General features: G+C 41.9%; 26 protein-coding genes. 15 read left to right on the forward strand and 11 right to left on the reverse strand.

Going from position 1 to position 22,157, the window contains the following annotated elements; translation table 11 throughout:
* Positions 1-341: 341 nt before the first annotated feature.
* Positions 342-2,477, reverse strand: a complete 2,136-nt coding sequence (locus tag AACT19_RS16890; RefSeq protein WP_076647579.1) for a TonB-dependent hemoglobin/transferrin/lactoferrin family receptor — start codon at positions 2,475-2,477, stop codon at positions 342-344.
* A 226-nt stretch (positions 2,478-2,703) separates the two neighbouring features.
* On the opposite strand from AACT19_RS16890, the gene AACT19_RS16895 reads away from it, so the two are divergent.
* The gene (locus AACT19_RS16895) at positions 2,704-3,591 is read left to right on the forward strand and encodes a LysR family transcriptional regulator (protein ID WP_076647582.1); all 888 of its coding nucleotides are present in this window, start codon (positions 2,704-2,706) and stop codon (positions 3,589-3,591) included.
* Here AACT19_RS16895 and AACT19_RS16900 read toward each other — a convergent pair.
* The gene (locus AACT19_RS16900) at positions 3,583-6,264 is read right to left on the reverse strand and encodes a bifunctional acetate--CoA ligase family protein/GNAT family N-acetyltransferase (protein WP_076647585.1); all 2,682 of its coding nucleotides are present in this window, start codon (positions 6,262-6,264) and stop codon (positions 3,583-3,585) included. The two genes, AACT19_RS16895 and AACT19_RS16900, sit on opposite strands and share 9 nt — an antisense overlap.
* Positions 6,265-6,480: 216 nt before the next feature.
* On the opposite strand from AACT19_RS16900, the gene AACT19_RS16905 reads away from it, so the two are divergent.
* Together AACT19_RS16905 and AACT19_RS16910 are read left to right on the forward strand one after the other, a co-directional pair.
* The gene (locus AACT19_RS16905; RefSeq protein ID WP_076647588.1) at positions 6,481-7,044 is read left to right on the forward strand and encodes an SPOR domain-containing protein; all 564 of its coding nucleotides are present in this window, start codon (positions 6,481-6,483) and stop codon (positions 7,042-7,044) included.
* A 179-nt stretch (positions 7,045-7,223) separates the two neighbouring features.
* Positions 7,224-8,219 carry a D-alanine--D-alanine ligase gene (locus tag AACT19_RS16910; RefSeq protein WP_076647591.1) on the forward strand — a complete coding sequence of 332 codons (996 nt, stop codon included), beginning with the start codon at positions 7,224-7,226 and terminating at the stop codon, positions 8,217-8,219.
* Positions 8,220-8,501: 282 nt separating this feature from the next.
* Here the strand turns inward: AACT19_RS16910 and AACT19_RS16915 are convergent, their stop codons facing one another.
* Positions 8,502-9,470 (reverse strand): tyrosine-type recombinase/integrase, encoded by a 969-nt coding sequence (locus AACT19_RS16915; protein WP_076647594.1) that lies wholly within the window; start codon positions 9,468-9,470, stop codon positions 8,502-8,504.
* Positions 9,471-9,570: 100 nt separating this feature from the next.
* Between AACT19_RS16915 and AACT19_RS16920 the strand changes: the two genes are divergently transcribed.
* Positions 9,571-9,939: a DUF3319 domain-containing protein gene (locus AACT19_RS16920; protein WP_004730993.1), complete on the forward strand. Its 369-nt coding sequence runs from the start codon at positions 9,571-9,573 to the stop codon at positions 9,937-9,939.
* Between the two features lie 3 nt (positions 9,940-9,942).
* On the forward strand, positions 9,943-10,254 hold the full coding sequence (yciH, locus tag AACT19_RS16925) for a stress response translation initiation inhibitor YciH (RefSeq protein WP_009845368.1): 312 nt from the start codon (positions 9,943-9,945) through the stop codon (positions 10,252-10,254).
* Between the two features lie 194 nt (positions 10,255-10,448).
* On the opposite strand, the gene AACT19_RS16930 is transcribed toward yciH, so the two are convergent.
* The 4 genes from AACT19_RS16930 to AACT19_RS16945 all read right to left on the reverse strand — a co-directional run bounded on the left by AACT19_RS16930 (position 10,449) and on the right by AACT19_RS16945 (position 12,395).
* Positions 10,449-10,682 carry an RstC protein gene (locus tag AACT19_RS16930; RefSeq protein WP_076647598.1) on the reverse strand — a complete coding sequence of 78 codons (234 nt, stop codon included), beginning with the start codon at positions 10,680-10,682 and terminating at the stop codon, positions 10,449-10,451.
* A 66-nt stretch (positions 10,683-10,748) separates the two neighbouring features.
* Entirely contained in the window at positions 10,749-10,964 is a 216-nt protein-coding gene (locus AACT19_RS16935) for a hypothetical protein (RefSeq protein WP_032499644.1), read from the reverse strand.
* Positions 10,961-11,242 (reverse strand): single-stranded DNA-binding protein, encoded by a 282-nt coding sequence (locus tag AACT19_RS16940; protein WP_076647601.1) that lies wholly within the window; start codon positions 11,240-11,242, stop codon positions 10,961-10,963. The genes AACT19_RS16935 and AACT19_RS16940 overlap by 4 nt, the downstream gene beginning before the upstream one ends.
* 10 nt (positions 11,243-11,252) lie before the next feature.
* Entirely contained in the window at positions 11,253-12,395 is a 1,143-nt protein-coding gene (locus tag AACT19_RS16945) for a phage/plasmid replication protein, II/X family (RefSeq protein ID WP_076647604.1), read from the reverse strand.
* A 121-nt stretch (positions 12,396-12,516) separates the two neighbouring features.
* Here AACT19_RS16945 and AACT19_RS16950 point away from each other — a divergent pair, with 121 nt between their 5' ends.
* Complete coding sequence (locus tag AACT19_RS16950) at positions 12,517-13,035, forward strand: helix-turn-helix domain-containing protein (protein WP_076647607.1); 519 nt, start codon at positions 12,517-12,519, stop codon at positions 13,033-13,035.
* Positions 13,036-14,151: 1,116 nt separating this feature from the next.
* Here the strand turns inward: AACT19_RS16950 and AACT19_RS16955 are convergent.
* Positions 14,152-14,424: a helix-turn-helix domain-containing protein gene (locus tag AACT19_RS16955; protein ID WP_076647672.1), complete on the reverse strand. Its 273-nt coding sequence runs from the start codon at positions 14,422-14,424 to the stop codon at positions 14,152-14,154.
* 223 nt (positions 14,425-14,647) lie between these two features.
* On the opposite strand from AACT19_RS16955, the gene AACT19_RS16960 reads away from it, so the two are divergent.
* Entirely contained in the window at positions 14,648-14,833 is a 186-nt protein-coding gene (locus tag AACT19_RS16960; protein WP_076647610.1) for a hypothetical protein, read from the forward strand.
* Positions 14,834-14,838: 5 nt separating this feature from the next.
* Positions 14,839-15,447, forward strand: a complete 609-nt coding sequence (locus AACT19_RS16965; protein WP_076647613.1) for a hypothetical protein — start codon at positions 14,839-14,841, stop codon at positions 15,445-15,447.
* A 542-nt stretch (positions 15,448-15,989) separates the two neighbouring features.
* Here the strand turns inward: AACT19_RS16965 and AACT19_RS16970 are convergent.
* From AACT19_RS16970 to AACT19_RS16980, 3 genes are all read right to left on the reverse strand, one after another.
* Positions 15,990-16,952 carry a DUF4062 domain-containing protein gene (locus AACT19_RS16970; protein WP_076647616.1) on the reverse strand — a complete coding sequence of 321 codons (963 nt, stop codon included), beginning with the start codon at positions 16,950-16,952 and terminating at the stop codon, positions 15,990-15,992.
* 46 nt (positions 16,953-16,998) lie between these two features.
* On the reverse strand, positions 16,999-17,247 hold the full coding sequence (locus AACT19_RS16975) for a hypothetical protein (protein ID WP_076647619.1): 249 nt from the start codon (positions 17,245-17,247) through the stop codon (positions 16,999-17,001).
* Between the two features lie 103 nt (positions 17,248-17,350).
* Entirely contained in the window at positions 17,351-18,463 is a 1,113-nt protein-coding gene (locus AACT19_RS16980; protein WP_076647622.1) for a hypothetical protein, read from the reverse strand.
* Between the two features lie 228 nt (positions 18,464-18,691).
* On the opposite strand from AACT19_RS16980, the gene AACT19_RS16985 reads away from it, so the two are divergent.
* From AACT19_RS16985 to AACT19_RS17015, 7 genes are all read left to right on the forward strand, one after another.
* Positions 18,692-18,901, forward strand: a complete 210-nt coding sequence (locus AACT19_RS16985; protein WP_076647625.1) for a helix-turn-helix domain-containing protein — start codon at positions 18,692-18,694, stop codon at positions 18,899-18,901.
* Positions 18,898-19,152 carry a hypothetical protein gene (locus AACT19_RS16990; protein WP_076647627.1) on the forward strand — a complete coding sequence of 85 codons (255 nt, stop codon included), beginning with the start codon at positions 18,898-18,900 and terminating at the stop codon, positions 19,150-19,152. The genes AACT19_RS16985 and AACT19_RS16990 overlap by 4 nt, the downstream gene beginning before the upstream one ends.
* Positions 19,149-19,505, forward strand: a complete 357-nt coding sequence (locus tag AACT19_RS16995) for a hypothetical protein (RefSeq protein ID WP_076647630.1) — start codon at positions 19,149-19,151, stop codon at positions 19,503-19,505. The genes AACT19_RS16990 and AACT19_RS16995 overlap by 4 nt, the downstream gene beginning before the upstream one ends.
* Before the next feature lie 13 nt (positions 19,506-19,518).
* Positions 19,519-20,025, forward strand: a complete 507-nt coding sequence (locus AACT19_RS17000) for a hypothetical protein (RefSeq protein WP_076647633.1) — start codon at positions 19,519-19,521, stop codon at positions 20,023-20,025.
* 125 nt (positions 20,026-20,150) lie between these two features.
* The gene (locus tag AACT19_RS17005; protein WP_076647636.1) at positions 20,151-20,807 is read left to right on the forward strand and encodes a type IV secretory system conjugative DNA transfer family protein; all 657 of its coding nucleotides are present in this window, start codon (positions 20,151-20,153) and stop codon (positions 20,805-20,807) included.
* 252 nt (positions 20,808-21,059) lie between these two features.
* Positions 21,060-21,863: a major capsid protein P2 gene (locus AACT19_RS17010; protein WP_076647639.1), complete on the forward strand. Its 804-nt coding sequence runs from the start codon at positions 21,060-21,062 to the stop codon at positions 21,861-21,863.
* 10 nt (positions 21,864-21,873) lie between these two features.
* Positions 21,874-22,149 carry a hypothetical protein gene (locus AACT19_RS17015; RefSeq protein WP_076647642.1) on the forward strand — a complete coding sequence of 92 codons (276 nt, stop codon included), beginning with the start codon at positions 21,874-21,876 and terminating at the stop codon, positions 22,147-22,149.
* The last annotated feature ends 8 nt before the right edge of the window (positions 22,150-22,157 follow it).

Below are 22,157 nucleotides of genomic sequence, written 5' to 3' on the forward strand. Positions count from 1 at the left end.
GAATGATTAATATACAAAAAGATGCTTTAGGGCATCTTTTTTGATCTAAATCGAATAAAAAGTGAATTGGTGGTTAAAAAGTATCATTCTGTATCGGTTGTTGTTATCATGCTCGCGAATTATATGTTTAATGTTAATTTTCTTTGGAGTTAATCATGGAACTAGGCCTAATTATCACTTTCATCATTGCTGCTGCAGTAATGGTTAAGAAAGAGATGGCAGAGAAGTAATTTCACTTTATCCCTTTTTGATACAATTTTTAGTGAAATAATAAAAGCCAGCATTAAGCTGGCTTTTTAGTATCTGCTGTATACGTTTCTATGGTTCAGCGTTCTAACGAATTAGAATTCGTATTTAGCTGTGACTGACCAGTTACGACCAGCTTGCGTGTAATCTTTATCTTCTTGTGAGAATCCACGAACATCATTCCACGAATAGTACTCTTCATCCGTAACGTTGAAAAGACCAGCTCTAAGCGTAAGGTCCTTCATCGGCAAGTAGTATGCAGTTAGGTCAACTACTGTTGCAGAATCAGTCGGTAGAATTTCGTCTTTTAGACCCGCGCTATTTATATCACTAGACTTCTTGCCAGCTGTATAACTAATGTTAAGTGATGTACCCCATAACGCTGAAGGAGCATCATAGTTAAATCCAACTACAGCATTCCAAGGGTTCACGCTGTTAAGAGGGTTACCTTCACCGTCTTCGCCTTCTGTGTACGTGGCTGCAACACGAGTACTCACACCTTGTACCGGCATGAAGTTATTCCAAGACAACGTGTTTGAAGCCTCGATACCTTTAATTACGGCTTCATCAATATTTACATTTTTATATACTGTTGGATCGGCAGGTGTGGCTGAACCACTAACAGCTACGTTATCAATAAAATTATCGTAGTCGCTGTAGAAGATAGCGATTTCGCTTGATGAATAATTTGTGTTGTGACGCCAACCTAGCTCGTATGAAATACTTTCTTCAGCTTCTAAGTCTGGGTTAGGGGCATTAACATAACCGTGAGCAGGATTACCAAATGAATAGTAAAGCTCTTGGAAATCAGGAGCTCTGAAGCCTTGGCTGATTTGACCGAAGATCTTATTTTCGTCATTAAGCGTGTAAGTTGTACCTAAGCGTCCAGTTACAGCTGAGTCAGAATATTTTGCATAAGACTCTTCAGGGTTCCCACTTGGGTTTTGGCTTGTATCACCTGGATCAGTTTCAAAGCCGTCAAAACGAACCCCCGGAGTCATCATCCAATTTCCGATCGTCATTTCATTTTGTGCAAAGAATCCATACTTTCTTTCTGATGCTGAAGGAATATAGAAGATAACTTGGTCTGCACTAATTGAGTTATATTCGTTATTAACGTTTTTAATATCTTTGTCCGAATATGAAGCACCATAGATAAAGTAATTTTCTACATTACCTGTCATGAAGAACTTATCGAATTGCACATCAAGCTGATAGCCTTCATCTTCGTAGATATAGTCCTTTTTCTGAACGTTGCCAGCTGGCGGTAAGAACATACTACCACCCTTAGATGTACGATTAGTTATACCGTTTTCTTCTTTGCTCAGCCAGTCAGCTTGCCAAGTAACGGTGTCGGCAAACGCTAAGTTAGCATCCCAAATATGTTTGATACCAATTTGCTGTTGGCTAGTCGAATCTTCGCCAGTGTAACCGGTGTAGCTTGAGCTATCTAAATCGGTATCACCTGAATTCTCAATGAAGTTACCAGAAAACTCTAAACGGTGTTGTTCGTTTAATTGATATTGAAGCTTAACCAACAAGTTGTTGTTCTGAGTATCTTGTTCATCAGGTGTACCGAAGTTTTCAGTTTGCTCACCATCCCTGCGAGTATAAGCAACTAACGTTTCAAGATCGCCAATACGATTCGCTAAGGCAACGGATTCGCTAAATGTGTTATCAGATGAAGAGTAGTTGAACTTCGCGTGGCCCCCGAAATCTTTGCCTTTTAAAAAGTCACTTGGGTCTTTTGTTTCAAACGCAGCAATACCACCAATAGCGTCTGAGCCGTAAAGAGACGAAGCTGCACCTTTAACTATCTCAACAGACTTCAACATATCCGTATCAACATCGACACGCGAAGAGTTGATGAAGTTATATGACTGAGTACCACTAGGAGTAAATTGGCTAGTTTGTGAGACTCCATCAACGATAACCTTTACTCGGTTACCTTCCATACCACGAATATTGATACCTTGAATCCCCTGACGAGAATTCGTAGTGACCGTGACACCTGGTGTGTACTTAAATAAATCGTTCACATCCGTTACCATGTTTTTTTCGATATCTTTATCGTTAATCACAGTTACCGATGCAGCAACATCTTCAAGTTGTTGATTAGTACGAGTCGAAGATACAACAACCTCGTCAAATAGGGCATAATCTTCAGCAAAGGCTGATGTTGATGAAAGCGCTAAAACGATTGAAGCAGAGAGTAGGGATTGCTTATACATCTGATAGTTACCTTAATTCCATAGTCTTATCTTGATTTACGAGAGACAATATTGGATCTAAATGATAATTACTACCATTTGCATTTCACTTTGTGGGTGGTTTTATCAGTTAAAACTCCATTAATACCGTATAACTTATTGTATTTTAAAAGCTTTAATTGTGATATTTAGCTGGTGAATACTTCCATTTCTGTGATAAACATCTCATTTATAAAGTTGGATACTGATGCATAGCCCAATAACACTTGAAGCACTACATATACTAGATGCCATTGATCGTCGTGGGAGTTTCGCAGCTGCAGCAAATGAACTGGACCGAGCGCCTTCTTCATTGAGTTATCAAATCCAGAAGTTAGAGCAAGACTTAGATATCATGATTTTTGATCGCTCAGGCCACCGTGCAAATTTCACGGAAGCGGGGCAGTTAATATTAGAGCAAGGTAGAATCATTCTTGGTGCCACTGAACAACTCGTTAATGATGCGAGTATTCTTGCTAATGGCTGGGAGCTAGATTTAACCATTGCCTTTGATGGCATCATTCCTATTGCCAATTTCTTCCCGCTGGTCGACGAACTCGGGAAAATCAGCAAAACACGTGTTCGCTTACAAGAAGAGATCTTAGCCGGATGTTGGGAATCCCTGACAGATGGCCGAGCCGATTTGTTGGTATGTCCCAAGCTCGACACGATTCCAAACGATATGAAAAGTGACATCATTGGTAAGATGGAAATGGTATGGGTCGCGGCATCAAACCACTACGTTCATAAACGTTCTGGCGAGTTCAATCAAAAAGCGAGGGAAAGTTACAGGGTCATTGCAATTGCAGACACTGCACGCGACCAACCAGCGTTGAGTCGCAACATTCTAGAGAAACAACCTCGTTTAACCGTAACAAGCTTCCCTGCAAAGGTAGAGGCTCTAACTACTGGATTAGGGATTGGCACCTTGCCGAGTAGTATTGCTAAGCCGCTGATTGAATCTGGCGTTCTACAGCAGATTTCGGGGACAGAACCACAGCCGATCGATATCGTCATGGCTTGGCGACGCAACAAAATGGGCGACGCCAAGTCTTGGTGTATCCAACATCTTAAAAAGACATGGGCGTTAAAGTAACGGTAACACCATATCTGCAGTACCATCTTCAAAACTGATATCTAGCTCGAAGCCGAGCTTTTGGGCTAGTGTCAGCATTCCTCTATTCGTTGGCATCGTCATGCCCGACATCTGTTTAGTCTGCTTCGCACGGCAGTAATCGATAACCTTAGTCATAAGAATACGACCTAAGCCGACACCTTTCAGATCGGAACGTATCAGAATCGCGAACTCGGCATCGGTGTTCTCTGGGTTAATTAGCGCTCTCGATACACCAATAATCGCAGGCACATCTTTTTCCTTGCGAACCACCACAAACGCGATTTCTCTATCAAAATCAATCTGAGTAAAATTCGCTAATGCCTCATGGTTGAATTCTCCAACATCACTAAAGAAACGCTTATACAGATCCTCTTTAGAGACGCGATTAATAAAATCGGCATGAAGCGGTTCATCTTCAGGAAGAATAGGGCGTAGCAACACTTCGGTGCCGTCCTTGAGTACGATATTCTCTTCAAGTTCGACCGGATAAGGGCGAATCGCAAGACGTTCTTGTGGATCGCCTTCGTACGCTTTCAAGATGATATCGGCATCTAATATCGTGAACTTGTCACCATTGGCCAGTACAGGATGGATATCCAAATCATGTATTTCAGGGCAATCCACTACCATTTGCGATATACGAACCAGCAACTCAGAGAGCCCTTCAATGTCGATCGGGTTAGGCAGTTTTTGCAGGCGAATCTTGCCACTTTTTATCGCCCTAATGATCAAGTAACGCGCCAGTGTCATGTTAAGCGGTGGGAAAGCAGCCGCGGCATCAATCGATTCATCCCACTCAGAGCCACCTTGGCCAAGTAAAATGATAGGGCCAAAGGTTTCGTCCGTTGTAACCTTAACTCGCAGTTCTTGGCCGCCTGCAAGCTTGGCCATACCTTGAATCAACAAGCCATGGATATGAGCAGTAGGGAACGACAATTGAGATCGATCGAGAATTGCCTGAGCGGCATTCGCGACTTCACTACTGTTTCGTAAATTGAGCATCACACCTTGAACATCCGACTTATGCGCAATGTCTGGTGAGCGAAGTTTTACGGCGACCGGGTAACCGATCGTTTCAGCAATGTGCACCGCTTCACTTGGGTCGGAAGCAATCCAAGTTGGCAACACATCAAGATTGAAGTGCTTGAAAAATTGACTATTTTGGTGAGTATCAAGACTAACTGTATCTTTATCCAGTAGTTGGCGTTCTATCCAATTTTTTGCATCTGCCAAGTCTTCAATGTGCACTTTTTCTGCCGTGGTCGGCGTTTCCATTAACTGACGTTGGTTGCGTCTGTACTCGACCAAGTGCATGAATGCGACCACTGAACTTTCAGGCGTTCGATAAGTTGGGAAACCCGCTTCCGTAAACAGCTTTCTCGCTGGTCTAGCGGTTAACTCCCCAGACCAATTCGTTAAGATATTAAAGCGCTTGTGGCGAGGATGCTTTTTAATCGCTTCAATAATTCGCTCTGCTGTTTTGGCTGAATGTGCGACCGCAGAAGGGCTGTGCATGATAAGAATGGCATCCGCTTCATCGCCATCGAGCAAGATGTTTATGGTGTCGATATAGCGTTGATCGCCGGCATCGCCAACAATGTCGATAGGGTTGCTATGAGACCAACTCGATGGCAAAACCTTACTGAGTTTATCGAGCGTATCTTCAGATAATTCTGCGAGCTTACCGCCGCGGTCAAATAGGGTGTCCACGGCCATAATTGCAGGGCCGCCACCATTGGTAACAATAGCCAAGCGCTCGCCACGCAAGGGCACTGAATGAGTTAGTGTCTCTACCGCAGCAAACAGTTCATGTAAGTTCTTAACTCGCAACATACCGCTGCGTCGGATCGCAGAGTCATAGATAATGTCTAAGGTATCAGCACCACCGGTATGTGCCATGGCCGCTGCTCGGCCTTTCGCTGTTCGCCCGCCTTTGAGCACTAGAATTCGTCGGTTGCGTGACGCTGCACGCGCTGCAGAGATAAAGCGTCTCGCATCAGTAATGCTATCGACATAAAGCAATATCGCTTCGGTGTGAGAATCGGTACTCAGATAATCCAAGAGTTCCGAGAATTCAATGTCACTGCCATTGCCTATCGAGATAAACGCTGAGAAGCCAATCTCTTTGTCGTTCGCCCAATCGAGAATCGTGGTACACACTGCAGCCGACTGAGAAACAAAGGCGATTTTACCTGGCAGCGCAGTTACCGGAGAAAAAGAGGCGTTTAAATTTAACCAAGGGACAATAATCCCCAAGCTATTGGAGCCAAGCACCCGAATGTTGTGTTTTTTAGCAATCGCTAGGCATCGTGCATCATACGTTTCGCCATTATCGCTTTGTTGCTGCATGTCGGAAGAAAGCACGATGACAGAGGCTATGCCTTTCTCGGCCAGCTCTTCAAAAATAGCCACATTACGGGTTGCATTGGTACAGAGAATCGCAAGGTCAGGCACGATAGGCAGTGACAAAATGTTCTTGTATGAGAGTACGCCTGCCACCGAGTCATATTTTGGCGTAACGGGCATCACCGCACCTTTAAAATCCCCGTGCAACAAATTGTTCATGACGATATATCCCGCGCGCGTTTCTCGTTGAGAAGCACCAACAACAGCGATTGAACGGGGTTTAAGGAGGGGATCAAGATGATTCATAGACATATCCTAGCAATGCACGTAAGTTCATCGTAACTTACTTTTCACTCACGGGTTGATGGCAAATTCACCGAATTCAGATGAATAAGCAAACACTGCATAAAGTTTGTGAAATAGGTCACCCACTAATGGTGTATAATCTCAAAGTTAACTTGATTCTAAACCGACGTATCGGCATGATTTATAGTAATTATTATTAAGGATATAGAGCTTTCCATGAAAAAATTTGCAATTGTGACTTTGCCACTGCTCTTGGCTGCATGTGTATCGGACGACTACGTTACAAATGTAACTTCAGATAGTTATCAAGAAGAGTACAAAACGGCAAAAGTTGAAGCTCCAGTTGTATCTCAATCTGAGCAAACAGGCGTTGTTGAAGAAAACGTTGTTAACGTGATCAGAACCGAACCTGTTGAGCAGAAAGTCACTCAAACAACTAAAGCTAAGCCAGTTGCAGTAGTGACAGGCCCAACGAAGAAACAACAAGATATGAACCAGCGCTTTGGTTACACGGTTCAAGTAGTTGCTGTTGGCAGCCAGAGTAAAGTCGATTCTTTCGTGAAAATGCTACCTACGACTTCTCAACCAGTTTGGGAAAACTACAAAATGGTTAACGGCACTAAGTGGTTCACAGTACTTTACGGTGATTACGCAACGCGCTTAGAAGCTAAAAAGGCAATCTCAACGCTGCCAGCCACTTTCCAAAACTTGAAGCCGTTTGTTAAGAGTATTGATGACATCAAGAACTCTGAATACCCAACGCTTAACAAGTTGAACTAAGTTTTAATTCAGAAAGAGGGAGCAAATGCTCCTTCTTTTGTTTTAAGACCAGCAGTTTTGTTTAATAGTTAATCGCTCGATCTTTCGAACACAATTTTAACGTTCAAAACACTGTACCTATTTCGACTTTTGTTTATCATTGAAGTCAGTATTCCTAGTTTCAAGGACCGAATTTACCCATGAACACCATTAACATCCTTCTACTTTGTGGCGGTGGATCTTCAGAGCATGAAGTATCTTTAGTTTCAGCCAATTACCTTTTTGAACAACTGAATAGCGTTGCAGATTTTAACGTTGTCAGAGTTGAAATTAAAAACGAAGGCTGGTGTCTTGATTCAGGTGAATTGGTTTATCTAGATATCAACAATCAAACCTTACGTGGCGACAACCTAGAATCTAAAGTCGATTTCATTGTGCCTTGTATTCACGGCTTCCCGGGTGAAACAGGTGACATTCAATCATTGTTTGAAATGGCTAAGATTCCGTACTTAGGCTGTGGTTCTGAAGCGAGCAACAACAGCTTCAACAAAATCACTTCAAAGCTTTGGTACGACGCACTTGGCATCCCAAATACGCCGTATCTGTTTTTATCAGACAACAACGACCAAGCTCATTCACAAGCGACTCAAGCTTTTGAAAATTGGGGCAAAGTGTTCGTGAAGGCGGCTCGTCAAGGTTCTTCTGTAGGTTGTTACCAAGTTAACCAAGTGGAAGACTTAAGCGAAGCGATCAATAAGGCGTTTACCTTCTCTGATCAAGTGCTGGTTGAGAAATCAGTTGTGCCTAGAGAGCTCGAAGTTGCCGCTTATGAAATCGATGGTGAGCTACACATCAGCAAACCGGGCGAGGTGATTGCACCTAATGGCGCATTTTACTCTTACGAAGAGAAATACAGCTCAGACAGCCACTCAATTACCGAAGTTGAAGCAAATAACTTAACAGACGAACAACTAGAGTTAATTGCAGACAGTGCTCGCAAAGTATTCACCCAAATGAAGCTTCGTCACTTATCTCGTATCGATTTCTTCTTAACGCAAGACAACGAGATCTACCTGAATGAAGTCAACACCTTCCCAGGTATGACGCCAATTTCCATGTTCCCTAAAATGGTTGAACATGATGGCCACAAATTCAGCCAGTTCCTAGAGAACTGTGTGAGAACGAGCATTTCTTAGTTCTTCCAAAATATCTTAGTGAGTCTTACACCACTGGCTAAATAAAAAATAGCGCCTTGAGCTTACCCGCCAAGGCGCTATTTTTTTAAGAGTCCGAGCTTTTTTTTAGAGTCAAAGCTTTTTGTTTTTAAAGCCAGTCGTCTATTGATCACGCCGATTTTGGCTAGCTGTCTATTAAAATCTAACTATTAACACGCGGTCTATAAACAAGCTAACTGTCAACACAGAGGCCATCAGCTTACAGCCAAGGAACTATTGGTTTAATGCCAACAGATAGTCAGCTTATTGCCAAGGGATCAGTGCTTTAAACTTCATCTTCTCAGTCTCAGCCGTCCCCGAATAACCCACATATTGCGCAGGCATTGCAGGGCTGAGCCAACGACCAAAATCCTGAATCTCTCTAACCTTAAGACCTTGTTTTGACAACTCTTGTGCGGCACCCACACGAATCGAATTCCCTGAAAAATGGTGGTTTTCTGCGAGTTGAAGTAAGTCGCTTGCACTTCTTAATATCCTATAGATCGACGAATCATCTAAAGGTTGCAGGCTGATATTCTCATGCTTGTCTATCGCACGAAACACGGGTAACTCATCTTGGGTCCCAGTAAACGAAAGCCAACGCTGAAGTGCATCACTTGCTACTTGCGACAGCCGATACACTGAATCTTTTACTGTAATCTGGTAATCATTTTCAACGCACTCGACATTACCCATTGATAACGCCTTAAGTTCTGATCGTTTTAAAGCACACTCAAACATCACATTATAAATGGCGATATCTCTGATCTCTTTTAAGCTCGATTTTTCATTTGAAAGTAACGTGTTTAACTCAGCGAGGTGTGTAGATGTCATGGCATTGGTTTGCTTAGCGTCGCCGGCCATTTGAGCTTGCAAGTGGAGCAGGGCAAAACGAACTTGTCTATGTTTGATTGGGTTGGCAAAGCTCAACACAGTATGCAACAAGCTAAGTGTTGCAGTGTAACGTTTTAAAGATGCGTATTTTCTGTCATTGGATTCAGTCTCAAGAAAACGACGAACAGCAGTAATAGAGGCAGGGAGTGTGTTGATACGATTTTTAGCACAGAACGCATGGTAGCGATTCCAATCACTGTAGATACCCAGCAGTGAGTTACGAGAGTACTGGTATCCTGTTAACTCATCTATAATTTCAATTGTCGCGTGCCTGTTCAATTTTTCAACAAATGAATTAATTGTCACAGAGTCGGTTAAAATAGGGACTTTTTTTCGCAAATTACCGTACCTCGACAGGTGTTTTTACCATATTATGCTTGATATCATTATAAGTATACTTATGATTAATACAGTGAAAACAAAAAGATGATTAATAGATATGGCTAATTCAATTTACCGTAGCGTCCATCTGCAATCGATGGATGCGAATAACACCATTTGGCGTGCTAAGTTAAAAAACAATGTGATTCAGGGCAACCTAGCTGCCGTGAAGAAGAGTATTGATTGGTGGATTGACACGGCGTCTATTATTGACCCTAAAGAGTTCACTGCATTAAATAAGTCGAGAGGAACTGGTGGCCTAACTGAAAACTTCAACGGCTATCAGATCAAGAATGACACCGGTGAGCCTAACGCGTGGTATTGCATGTTTAACGGGCGTCTTATCAAAGGCGGCAAGATTGCAATCCAGCGTCATATAGAAGCTTACTTACTCGCAAAACAAAAAGCAGAGCAACAAAAGAAGTAATTTATGAGCCTAGTATATTCAACAGAAACAGGTCGCATTAAACCTGAAGAAGAGAAAGTCCAACGTCCTAAAGGCGATGGTATCGTTCGAATCCAAAAAGAAACCAAAGGCCGTAAAGGCAAAGGCGTTTCTATCGTAACGGGCTTAGACCTAGATGACGCACCATTAAAACTAATGGCAGCGGAACTCAAAAAAGTGTGTGGCTGCGGCGGCTCAGTAAAAGATGGCAACATCGAGATTCAAGGCGACGCTCGTGACAAGCTCAAAGCGCATCTTGAAAAGAAAGGCTACAAAGTTAAATTTGCTGGCGGTTAAGCTCTAACTAATGCCAGGGGTAAAATCGAAGATTATTATCACTGGTTATTAGGTATTTTATGGTAAATAGCCAATATGGTTAAATACACAGTATAAATCAGAGAATATCGACACCAAATAAAAGCAGGGCATCACATAAAGATACCTGCCTTATAAACGCCAAAATCAATTTAACATAACGTACATAATACGCACTAAGGCGTAAGCTCTTTCTGGGGGCTATCTAGCTGCTCTTGAGCCTGAATCTGTGGATAGATTCGAATAAAACTAAGCATGCTCTGTAACGTCTCAATTTCTTCCATCATATGGAATGTTAATTTGTCGCCTATTTCTTCAGTGTAAGAACCTGAATTTAAGAAAAGAGACATATCGTGAAGATCATTAACCTTGTCGGAAACATCCGTTAGCGTGTACTCTTGGAAACTCATAATTAACTCTCGTATAGTTGATTGTGATAGAAGCCCGTAGCTGTTCTAGCAGTTACGGGCTTTGTTTTATTTGGTAATGAGTGGTTCTGATTCTGTAAGAACTCTCAATGCTGATTGGCAATTAGGACACTCAATTTTTGAAAGAAATGCACCAATGAAAACCTCATCTTCAAAGAATGGTTTGTAGCAAGATGTACACTGATATTTAGGGTCATCCTCACGGCTCACCATAGTCAGTCCACCTTTGTAGTGAATGGTACGCTTAGGTAAATTCCAAATCATAAATCCAACTCCAGAGGCGTGATGATTTTTCCGTACTTCTTTAGCTCCACAGTGCCAAAGTTATTAACGATATAAGAAGAGCTATGAAAGGTATAAAATCCGGCTTCATAAGGTGGTTGACCTTCTTCCAGTTGAACCTTGGTAAGCGTTGGGAAACGACCTTGTAGATATGCATAAGCGTCTTGTTCGTAAATAGTACGTGGTGGTTTTCCGTCTTTCCCTGGCATGGTTCTAGATGTGACTTTTACGTCTTCTTTGAATACTTCGATTTTTAACATGGTGCTTTTCCTATGCGTAGGCTTTGAAAGGTAAAATATTGGTTTCGGCTACAACTGGCATCTTGTACCAAGGCGGAATTTTAAGTGGCTGAACCTCGATAACCTCAGAACGTTTAAGCGTTGGACACATCCGACTAACATCGAATTGTTGACCGATATCGATACCGATCGCTTTTAGGCGCGCTTTGTGTTCGTAAAATTGACTATCTTTTAAAACACTTCTTAAATTTGTTCCGTGTTGCCACATAATGGCGTAACTCTGCGTTGCATTGGCTGCTTGTCGGCTCTTAACTACGCCTAGTGATAAAAGTTGGTCTGCAAAGGATTGATGCTCGTCGTGTGATATGTGTGTTGTTTTCATAGCATTCTCAATATCTTGTAAGTGTTTGTAAAAGTCTTGTTCTGTAGTGATGCCGTAAAATTGTAAGTCGTGTCGTTTTAATAATGCCTGTCTCAAACTGTGCTCTTCTCGAACAACACCGAATGATTCGCAGTAATCAATAAGCTTGTTCACGTAATTTAATGCCTCTTGTGATACTCCTTCTTTTTTGCGTTGGTCTTTTAATAAATGTCTCTGTAAATCAACCGATTTTGCATATAGCTTGTCCATTATCCACGTAGAGCCTTCCCCCCAGTTACATGTATTGCCATCAGGATAGAGCTTAGGTTTTCGGCCTCGACCAATTTGCATAGAAGAAAGACCTCGAATAAAAGAGCGTTCATTACCCTTCCCTACAGCTAAATTTCTAGTCCAATCTATCGATGTAATTTCAGCACCATTACCAATCAATGAAGACGATTTACCATCAGCCGATTGACGGTGAGCAAAGCGAGTATTTTTAGTAAACGGAGGCAAGTCATACGAAGCTAAAATATGGTTATAAATTGCTACACATTCATCAAGCGTCTGCAATCCAAATAGGTTGTCCATACGTTGCCAGCGCGACGGGTTCCCCTCGACTCGAACGCGAGTTCCATTACATCGAATAGTTAACTTTGTACTGTATGAGCCTTCTAATATTTTTTGGTTAACTGTGGGTGGAAGATTTTCACCAGTTTCTAATTCAACCCTTTCGATAACATGACGCCCCACAAGAGGAAGATTTCCCTCATGGTGATCTTGTTGCATGAAAAGTTGGTCAATAAAGAACAAATGAAAACCCTGTCAAGAATCAATACAAACACTTTTATGTATGTACACAGATATAAATGTATGGCTGAATAATATGACATATAAAAGTAGGTGTAAACTTAAACTTAAATAGGGTTTTGATATGGATTACGTAAACATGAGTGTTGGTAGCGTTCTAAAAGACAAACGAATTGAATTAAACATCAAACAAGAAGATATTGCAGAACAGATGAAAGTGACGGTACAAACCGTAAGTAAGTGGGAAAGAGATATTACCGAACCCAAAGCAACCCAAGTTTCAAAGCTAAGTCAGATTCTCAAAATTTCAGAGAAAGAAATCTGCAGCGGTGACATTCAAAGTCAGAAAATTGATCCTCTAGATTTTGTTAGGCGCGTTGGGATATTAATGCAGCATGTGCCACATACAGAAATGCTAATAGGTATGCATAAGTATATTAATGATACGGAAGGATTCATCCGTATGCTTTCTCAGGTATCAGAGTACCCTTTCGAGCTCTTTGATATTGAAGCAAGAGAAGACGAAATTTGTCATGCAAAGTTAGTATTAAAAGTAATCGAGAATGGCCAACTTGATGCTAGCGAAGAAGAAATAAAGAAAGCAAAAGAACATGCCATTAAAGTTCTAGATAAAGAGAAATAGTCCGGATGTCCGGAGTTAGTTGGGGTGTTACAGGAACCCCAACCCTTCGGGTGACCGATTGAGATTTTGAAGATGACCTTTTGAGGTCATTTTTTTTGAGTGAAAAATCTCATATTGAGACAAGAGTCCACTATTAAAGATAGTGTACTCTCCCTATCGTTCTTCCTCCTACGCTAGCTCCGCTCGTCGTCATCTCTCAAGGTCGAGAACAGTAATAAAACGAGATTTTTTGTTTATCGATAGAATCGAAAATTGGGAGTGCTCTGTACCAAAAAGCTATTCTGGCAAAATGAAAGGAAGGTTTTGTGATCTTCTTTAGAGGGAGTAACGCTTCGCTGCTTTTCGGGCATTTGGGGGAGCCATACCCAAGAACTGTATCGAGTGCCCTTATCCCTGCGGGGCTAGTTTCGCTAATCCTCGTCGCTTGCGGTCGGTGTCTGATTTGTATAACCACCACCTAATAGAGAGCTACTCAAGTTCTTGGTCTCAGACCAAAAAGTCAACCAACGCGTCACGTTTGCCTGTAACTTAAAAGCATGCCATGATACAAACACTACTTTATAAGTAGAAACGCAAAAAACCACAATTAAGTGGCTTTTTTTTCAAGTTAACCCAGATACTAAAATTCCACAGCTAGTAGGGTTACTCTAAAACTCAGAGGTAAAGATGAAATACTTAGAAATAGTGTTAATTATCATAGATTTATTAGGTAAAGCTCTTGAGCTTATCAATCATTTGATAGGTTAACATTCAAAACTTATGTGGGGCAAAGTTAGCGCTGAGCTCCACAATCATCTAATCATTCAATCATTTCAACTGTTATCAAATGATGTATGTTTCTCTTTACATTGTCAACGTGTTTAATGCTACTTAGAGTGCGCATTGTGCAAATTATGTTACGGGTTAACTTCTAACAACGATTTTCCTAACGAGCATCAAAAAGGCCAGACAAGCTGACCTCCTCATTGAGCATGTTACTCGCCCACGTTCTTATTCAGTTAAGCAAGCAAACCACTCAACATAATTTAGACCCATAATACGCAGTGGGATAGGCAAAAAATAAAGGCATCTTTTTCAATCAAATCAATTAGATACCCTTACTTTTTGCCTATCAAATTATGCTGTTTTTTTGTCTTCAATCACTCGTTCAATTACTTCAATTGTACGTTGATTCTTAGACCTTTCGGCTAGTATGGCTAACAAAGTAAGGTCTACGTCTAATCCCAACATTTCTGCTATTTCACAGGCTAGATCGTCACTCATTGTCGTGCCATTTCGCCAATTTTGTACCGTGGTGTGTCCAATGCCTAGTACTTTTGCAACTTCTCTAGTGCTATGTACCTGTTTTAATTCACATAAACGGTTTAATAAATCTAAGGTTGTTATCATTTTTTCACCTCCTCGGACAAGGATAATCCATACCGCCACTGTACCGTTAGTATGTACAGCAATGTTGAAATGAACTTTAATACACTTCGTCAAGTCGGGAGACTTTGCGAACATCCTTTAAGCCCCCTAATTGATTCGAAGCTTTTATGGGGGCTGTCTGAAAAATGAGTGATGTTCCAAGGCTTTAAGTATTGACCAGACTTATTAAAAAAGGATCAACACCATGTCAAATCAACGTAAAACCCCTATCGAAATAATCAAAGATCGCATGGAAGTGTTACAGAAACACAGTGACGAATACCAATCAAACCCGTCTTTAACCTCACATACCAAAGAAGCATCCGCTAATTACTACCGTGGTGCTTTGAACGAACTTTTCCGCCTAACAAAAATGCTTGGTACGGACTAACTCCCATGAGTATGTACGACTTAACCAAAAAGCAACGTAAAGACCGCCCACTGGCGGCTCTTAATCGTTCTGTTTTGGATAAGATTGTTAAGTGTCCATCTAGCTCAATAGCATTCCTTACGGCTAATGGCCGTGGCGTTCGTAAGAGCTTTGCTCGTGATATTGCGATCGTAATGAAAGCCCTAGTAAACGAAATGTGCCTAAGCTCGAATAAGATTGGTGTTGCCACAAAGGACGGCTTTGCTTTGCGTTCTTGGGGGTACATTGCTGATATGTGCGATTTCCCTATCTGGCGTGTTAAACAGTGCGTTAAGTTCGCATTTAACAAAGGTTGGATTACATCCAAACAGCCTAGAGAAACCTATACAGGCAAAGACAACCTGCAAAAATGGCGCGGCCTAGCGTCTATTAAGCGTGTAACAGATGCTTATTTTCACGATATCGGTATCTTTGAGCAATACAAAGAAGCCAAGACCGCGTCTAAACGTTGGCTCAAAACCTTTGCTAACCGCATCGGCCGTCCAGTCAAATACATTCAAACCCCAATTACACTGCTACGCAGACGCCGCAAAGAAGCGGCAGAAGCTAAGAACCCAGTCCCAATACCACAATAGCCTAAACTCTTTTCTATGCGCCTTAACTGGCGTTATTTGCGATCTATCAACGCAATTCATATCTTAAATTGGCTCATTATGGCCGTTCTCACCATTTATTTCACTCTAACTTATCCACAAGTAGGTTGTTTTTCAATCGCTTGAGGTTGGCATTCTCTCGATCTCGTTTGGCTTGTGCAAAAGTCGCGTATATATGGATCTAAACTACTCCTAGTTCTTACTACCATTCCCTACTCTATTTACTTAGCCCGCATAGTCTTCGACTAGAACCATGATATTAAGGATAGTAATGGTATTAATGCTTTTACCCCCTCGAAACTCGGGGATAAATTAATGAAGCGGCCTTTCTTAGTCGCAAGCGACTTGCGGCCTTGTATGCCTGTGGACGAAACACAACAAAGGAATGGTGATTCTACGGATTGGGATTAGTTGGACGTGATTCTAAGAGCCTATCGCTTCGCGATGATTCTAGCAGAAGGAAGCGTGGATATTAAAAAGGCCACGCCCGTGTCGTGGCCTCTGGAGGGGCTATGCTTCAAGGTCTATTTATTCAATAGTTTCTGCTTTTCATGATGCGCTAATACTTGTTGACCTAGTTTCGTTAAAGAGAAGCGGCGATATTTTACCGATGCCACTTTTTCATTTACGACTAAGTCATGTATTTGTAGCCTCGGACAAATGTTTTTATATACATACAAAGTTACGCTATCGGAAGACGGTGAATTGGTGATTCCGGTAATTAACGCTTCTTTTAACCATAAAAGTGCATCAAACAAGTTCAGCTTTTCTCGGCCGTATGAATCTGCTAGTTTATCTGATAACTTTACGTTTATAGACTTTAATAGTTCTATTGTTTCATCGAATGACTGATTTGCGTTATGTTTAGGTTGATTCTTGATCTTATCTTGAAGTCTAACCATTTCATTGTTCAATGCGTTGTTCTCTTGGGTAAGTCGATTGATCTCGTCTACCAATCCCTTTGTGTCAGGCACTTCGGCACCGGAAATCCATCCATCCAAACTTCTAGATGCGGCAATATCAGGTAAGCTCTCTAATACACAAAGACGAATATCTTTCTCATCATCATAGAATGAAGACATGTTTGATAGGACTTTCTGTTTGAACTCTTTTAATTCAACGGGGTAATCCTTTTCAATTACTGAAACCCCTTTGTTTTGTAATTTCTGATCTAGGGCCGATTCATTAATTACGACAGCAAACAGCGGTTTTCCACTTTCTAGGGCGTAATTATATTCAAGCTCCGTGTAACTAAGGCCACTTTGAGGCTCTACACTGCCATAGCGACCTCCTAGAATTAACATATAAACGTCAGACTCATCTATCCACCGCTTAATAATATCCCATTGGCTTTGGTCTCCAGCAGTAAACAACTCCATACCAGCTGGAATATGCCCAGACTTTAAGATTGCAGAAACAGCAGCCTGTCTTTCATCCTTTAAATCTACATACGTTGAAGAAACAAAAACCTGTAATCTCTTTTTCATTAAATTCCCTTATCACAATTAATTTTTTAACAAAACTACAACACCTCTAGAAAAGCATTTCCCTTGCGATGTTTTTATCACCCACATTTTGAACATAAACTTCAATTGAACAGCCTTGAGTTTGATTTCTATACGTTTCACCGCCCATCGAGTAAAAGTCCGGATGAACTATTACATCTCCGATCTCAGGCTCATCTGTATCTAGTAACTCAAAAATCACGTACTCTCCTGTACCATCAATTTCAGCTGCATACATTCCAATTGAAGAGCTAAGACCTGCTACTACTGCTTTCATTTAATTCTCCGCTGAACGAATTATTAGTAAGTTAAACAACGATAATTTTCATAACAAACACAAAAAACTATTAGGTCGAAAACCTCGTTTGTTGAAGTTGTAACTATTTTTTAAGGTCAATTTTTTTCAATAGCTCCATAATCAACTCATGTGTATTTAGTGGATATGAATCATCAGTAACTCTTGAAAAATCTTTACTTGAAAACAAACGTTGTGCAACTTCAGCCTTAATTCTGTGCTGTTCCGGTTCTGGCAAACTCGCAATGTAAGGCGATAAAGTTTTTAGGTTCAGAGATGTTTGTAAGTGATTGTACTGTTGTTCTCTATGTTTAGCTGATTCTCTAGCTAAATAGGCGGCCGGAACGGATAGAATTGCAGCTAGAGCAACACGAAATATGCTTTGCTCCCACTTAAATGAAGCTTGAGTCGTTTCCCAGAAAGAATAAGCAACAATTAAAACGATAAAAAACATACATGTGAGAGAGCCATACCTTAGTGCATTAGCTATTTTTCTTTCATCTGAAGAGTTAGATTCATAGTCTCCGGATATCGCACGTCCAGATACATGCCCCAAAATGTCGTCAATTTGCTCTTGCTTAGCATCAATACTTGTTAATGTATCTGCATACAGTTCATTAACTTTTTCTAGTTGCTCATAAATTGAAGTTGCTAACTTGTCTGAATTTTCATTTAATTCTTTTATTCTAGTTTCATTTTCAACCAAAGAACTTTTGATATGTTGATCATGCATAGAGTGTTCTTTCTTAGCCTTCAAAAGCCTTTCTTCCAATAGAAATAGAGAATGTTCTGAGGACTTAAACTTCTTTGTGTCCATGATAACTTTATTGTCTTGAACACTTTCTTTTAGTTCTTCTATGCCAACTTCATTTTCAATGTTCTCACGAGCATTCACACATAACCTGATAATTCTATTTGCTTCGTTTATCAGTTCTGAAGGTAGACTTTTTACTAAATACGTTATTCCAATAGCAACAGCCTGTGCTGACTGAATTAGTTCCAACGTTAGCTTCATGTAGTGAAGGCTACTACCTTTCGATGGGTAGCTAGAGAACTCCTCCAATACGTTACGATAGTCTTGAGCGGCTTTTTTGACATGCTTTGGTTGTTCATCATCTCCAATACTACCTAACAATGTATGAAGCTTATTAACTATATTTAAGACCATACCATTAGCATCTACCAATACCTCATCCATTACGTTCTCGACTCCAGAGTAGTAAAATTAACCAATACAATTCTAATGGTTTTATCTTAAAAAGAACAACGACTTATGCAAACGAGAACTCTTATTCACTGTTTAAATGTGAAACAAAACCAACTAACCATATAAAACAAGTACCTTATCTCTTTTGGACATGTATAATATCTACCGTTCGTAAAACCTCCGGCTTGTTTCTTTTAACGTCAGTTAAGGCAACGAGCTATGGAACCATCCAAATATAAGTACCCTATTCCGGCTAAACTGATACGTGATGCACGTTTACGTTCTGGCCTACAACAGAAAGACTTCATTTCTCAAAACAACCTTGAAATCACTCAAGCTACCTTTTCACATTGGGAAACGGGACAGGCACAAGTGCCCGTTAATGTCCTGCTTAAACTTGGGTTAGTTAGCGAGGCCATTGTCTTATGAGCCTCAAAAAACAGTTCACCCAAATCATAAACGGCATCAAAGAATCGCGCCGCGTTCTCGAGGATGCGTCCCCAGATTGGCCGAAAATATCCCCTCTTAAATTGGTCGGTACCGTAAAGGAATTCGCGATCACAAACTTCGAAGCTGCCCGCGATATCTTCGACAGCAAAGTGGCCGCGCTCGAAAACCTACAGCAACAAATCGATGAACTACGCGAACAGCTCAAGCAGATTCAAGGAGAAGAACAATGATTCTAGGTTATGTGAAATGCACCGCCCCTAATTGCAATGAAGCAATGGAAGTCAGCCAATGCAGCGGTAAACGTTCGGCCTACTTAAAGGGACGTTGTCACGTTTGCAAGTGTACGGAGCAGCGCAGTAATGCCAATACTCAAGACTATCTAAAACAGCACAAGCCTTTAGAAGAATTGAACCCTGCCCCAGTTGAGCAAACCGAAGAACTCGACGTTCTGCAGGAAGCCCCAACGGACACACCCAAAGAGACTGCAGAGCCGAAAGGCGTATCAACTTTATTTTGCGCTGGCATCGGTGCATTCATTGGCTTAACCCTTGGTAAAGCCGTCACTGTTTTACGAGCTGTATAAGGACACCCTACCCATGAAGAAACAAAACACACCAGAACTCGATCAACCTGTCATCGATGCTGAAGAAATTGAAACGCACACAGAGCAAGACAAAAGCGAGTTCCTAGAAGAACTAGAAAGTGAGTTCGACCCTCAAGCTGCGTTAGACAAAGCAGACGAAAAAGCCGAAGCGGTAAACGCTCAGCAACTTGCGCTAGAAGCAACACAAGAAACCGTTCTTGTCGGTGTTGGTATGGCTGACTTCGCCGTAAAAGAAATGCTCGATGAACGTCTAGAGATTGGTGAAGACAATGCCCACGCATTGGCAAAAGCCGCAGCACCGGTGATTTTAAAATACAACGTTGCGCCTCCACCCTGGGCGGTGAAATACAAGGAAGAGATTTCCTTGGGTATGGTGGCTCTCAGCATCACCGCTTCGCTCTACCTTCAGCACCGCAGTCTTAAAAAAGCCGATAAGCAAGCGGCCATCGATGCAGCTAACGAAGCGCAGAAAGAAAAAGAGCAACACACCGCTCATTAAGCCTTTAAGTGATACAAATCACACTTAATACATATCTAACCCGCTTGGTGTTAGGCATCTAAGGCACATAAAGCAGTAACACTAAGGCCGCCCACTTTCGGGCGGTCTTTTTTTTAGGGTTAGATATGGAACCAATCAACAATAACAACGCACTTGATAACCACCATGCCTACATTGTCGGCATGTCGGGTTCGGGTAAATCGTCCTTAGCCAAAAAACTGCTTATCTCATCGACTGACCAAGTCGCCATTTACGATCCAAAACGTGAATATGACGGCCTTATCGTAGGTCGTAAAATCCGCGTTTATGGAAACTTACGCACGTTCGCCAGTGCGTTAATGGCCGGACGAGAAACCAAGCAAGGCTTTAAGATAGCTTATCGCCCCTCAGAGCCTTCTGCTAAAGACTTCGACCTGTTTTGCCGTGTAGTGTGGAGTTGTGGCGATGGGAAGCACAAGAAGCCACTCAAGGTCATTTGTGAAGAAGTCGCGGAGAACTCGACAAGCTCAGGTAAAGCAACGGGTTACCATGGCAAGCTGCTTCGCCTTGGTCGCTCTTACAACATTCACACCATCAACCTATTCCAACGTGGCCAAGAAGTACCAAAGACCATCATCGATAACTGTGAGTATGGCTACATCATGCTAACGAAGACACCCAAGAGCCGCCGATACTTAGAAGACCTCACCGGAATATGTACCAATGAACAGTCAAAGTTAGTCAAATTTGACTACTTCAAGCAATACGGCGTGGTCGTTGAAAAAGGCCGTATCCGTTGGTAAATGTGAAATAAATCACACTTAATGCATATCTAAGGTACATAACCATTAGGCATCGAAGGCACATAAAGCAGTACCAATAAGACCGTCCACTACCGGACGGTTTTTTATTGGAGCAAATCTAAGAATGAAATTGAATGCAAAAAACATTGGCATCATTGCAGGTATCGCGGCAATCGTTGCAGCGGGTATGGTCTGGGCGTCAAACAACGTTGACGCTGTCGAAGACACAATTGGTTAAGGGAGTTAGATACTATGTCGACTCCAACCAAACTTAACTCATTCACAGGTACAGGCTACGGTGAGAAAGCAACGCTTACCCTACCTATCGGCCCTACTTACGAAGAGATTTTCCTTGAAACAAATCTCAGTGCCGCGCAGCTAAAACGCATCACTATCACATTGAACGCGGATGAAATTATTGTGCTCGATGGTGAGCTGATTAAGGCACTCGAAGCTTACAAAGGCCTAGCGCAAACCGAAGGCTTTTTCACAATCCCGCTTGCTGATATCAGCGCGAAAACTAAAAACGGTGTTCGCTACACAGGGCTTGTGACTGAATCGGGCGATAACATCACGCTCGAAGTCGAAGTCGCAGCAACTAGCCAAGAAAACGCCCCCTCTATCCAGTTGCAAGCATGGGCGACCGTGTCGGCTCGTCAGGCCGTTCGTGTACTTGTGCCAAAAATCAAAAAGCAAACCATGCAAGCGTCTTCGACTGAAAACGAATTTCTCGAATTGATTTCGGGTCCGTTGCAGTTAGTACGCCGCATGCACTTTATGAGCGGCGAAATTCACGCGCTTCAAATTTATCGTGATTTTGTGAAGGTGTTTGATTCTTCTAAAGCTCTGGAAGAAATGCGCGCCAAGCGTAACCGCCGTTTCTGGCAAGCCGATTGTTTCCACTTCGATCCAATCATGCGCGGTTTCTACATCGATGAACTGTTTCCAACCGCACATAGCTCAGAGCTGAAATTTACGGTGAAGACCAAAGAGCCTGTCGGTTCAATTCCTATCATCGTTGAATCGGTAGAAGTCGTTCGCCCTGACTTAGTGTAAGGAGAAGCGTTTGTCTTTTTTAGAAGATTTAGGGAATTTCGGTTCCGGCATGTTGGACGACGTGGGTGAAGGTTTTGGAAGCATTATCAAAACCGCCACCACAAGCGACCACTCGAAGAACGCAGCAACAACCCAACAACCGCAGCAGCCAATCAAAGATAACAACGGCAATGCAGTGACAGGGTCACATAGACCACAAGACAACGACAAGACGTTGTTGTATGTGGGCGGTGGTGTCGGTGTCGCCTTGCTGCTAACGGTGATCGTTGTTGTCGCAGCGAGATAAGGAGAAGG

It is taken from the genome of Vibrio sp. 10N.222.47.A9 (assembly GCF_963872585.1).
Taxonomy (GTDB): domain Bacteria; phylum Pseudomonadota; class Gammaproteobacteria; order Enterobacterales; family Vibrionaceae; genus Vibrio; species Vibrio splendidus.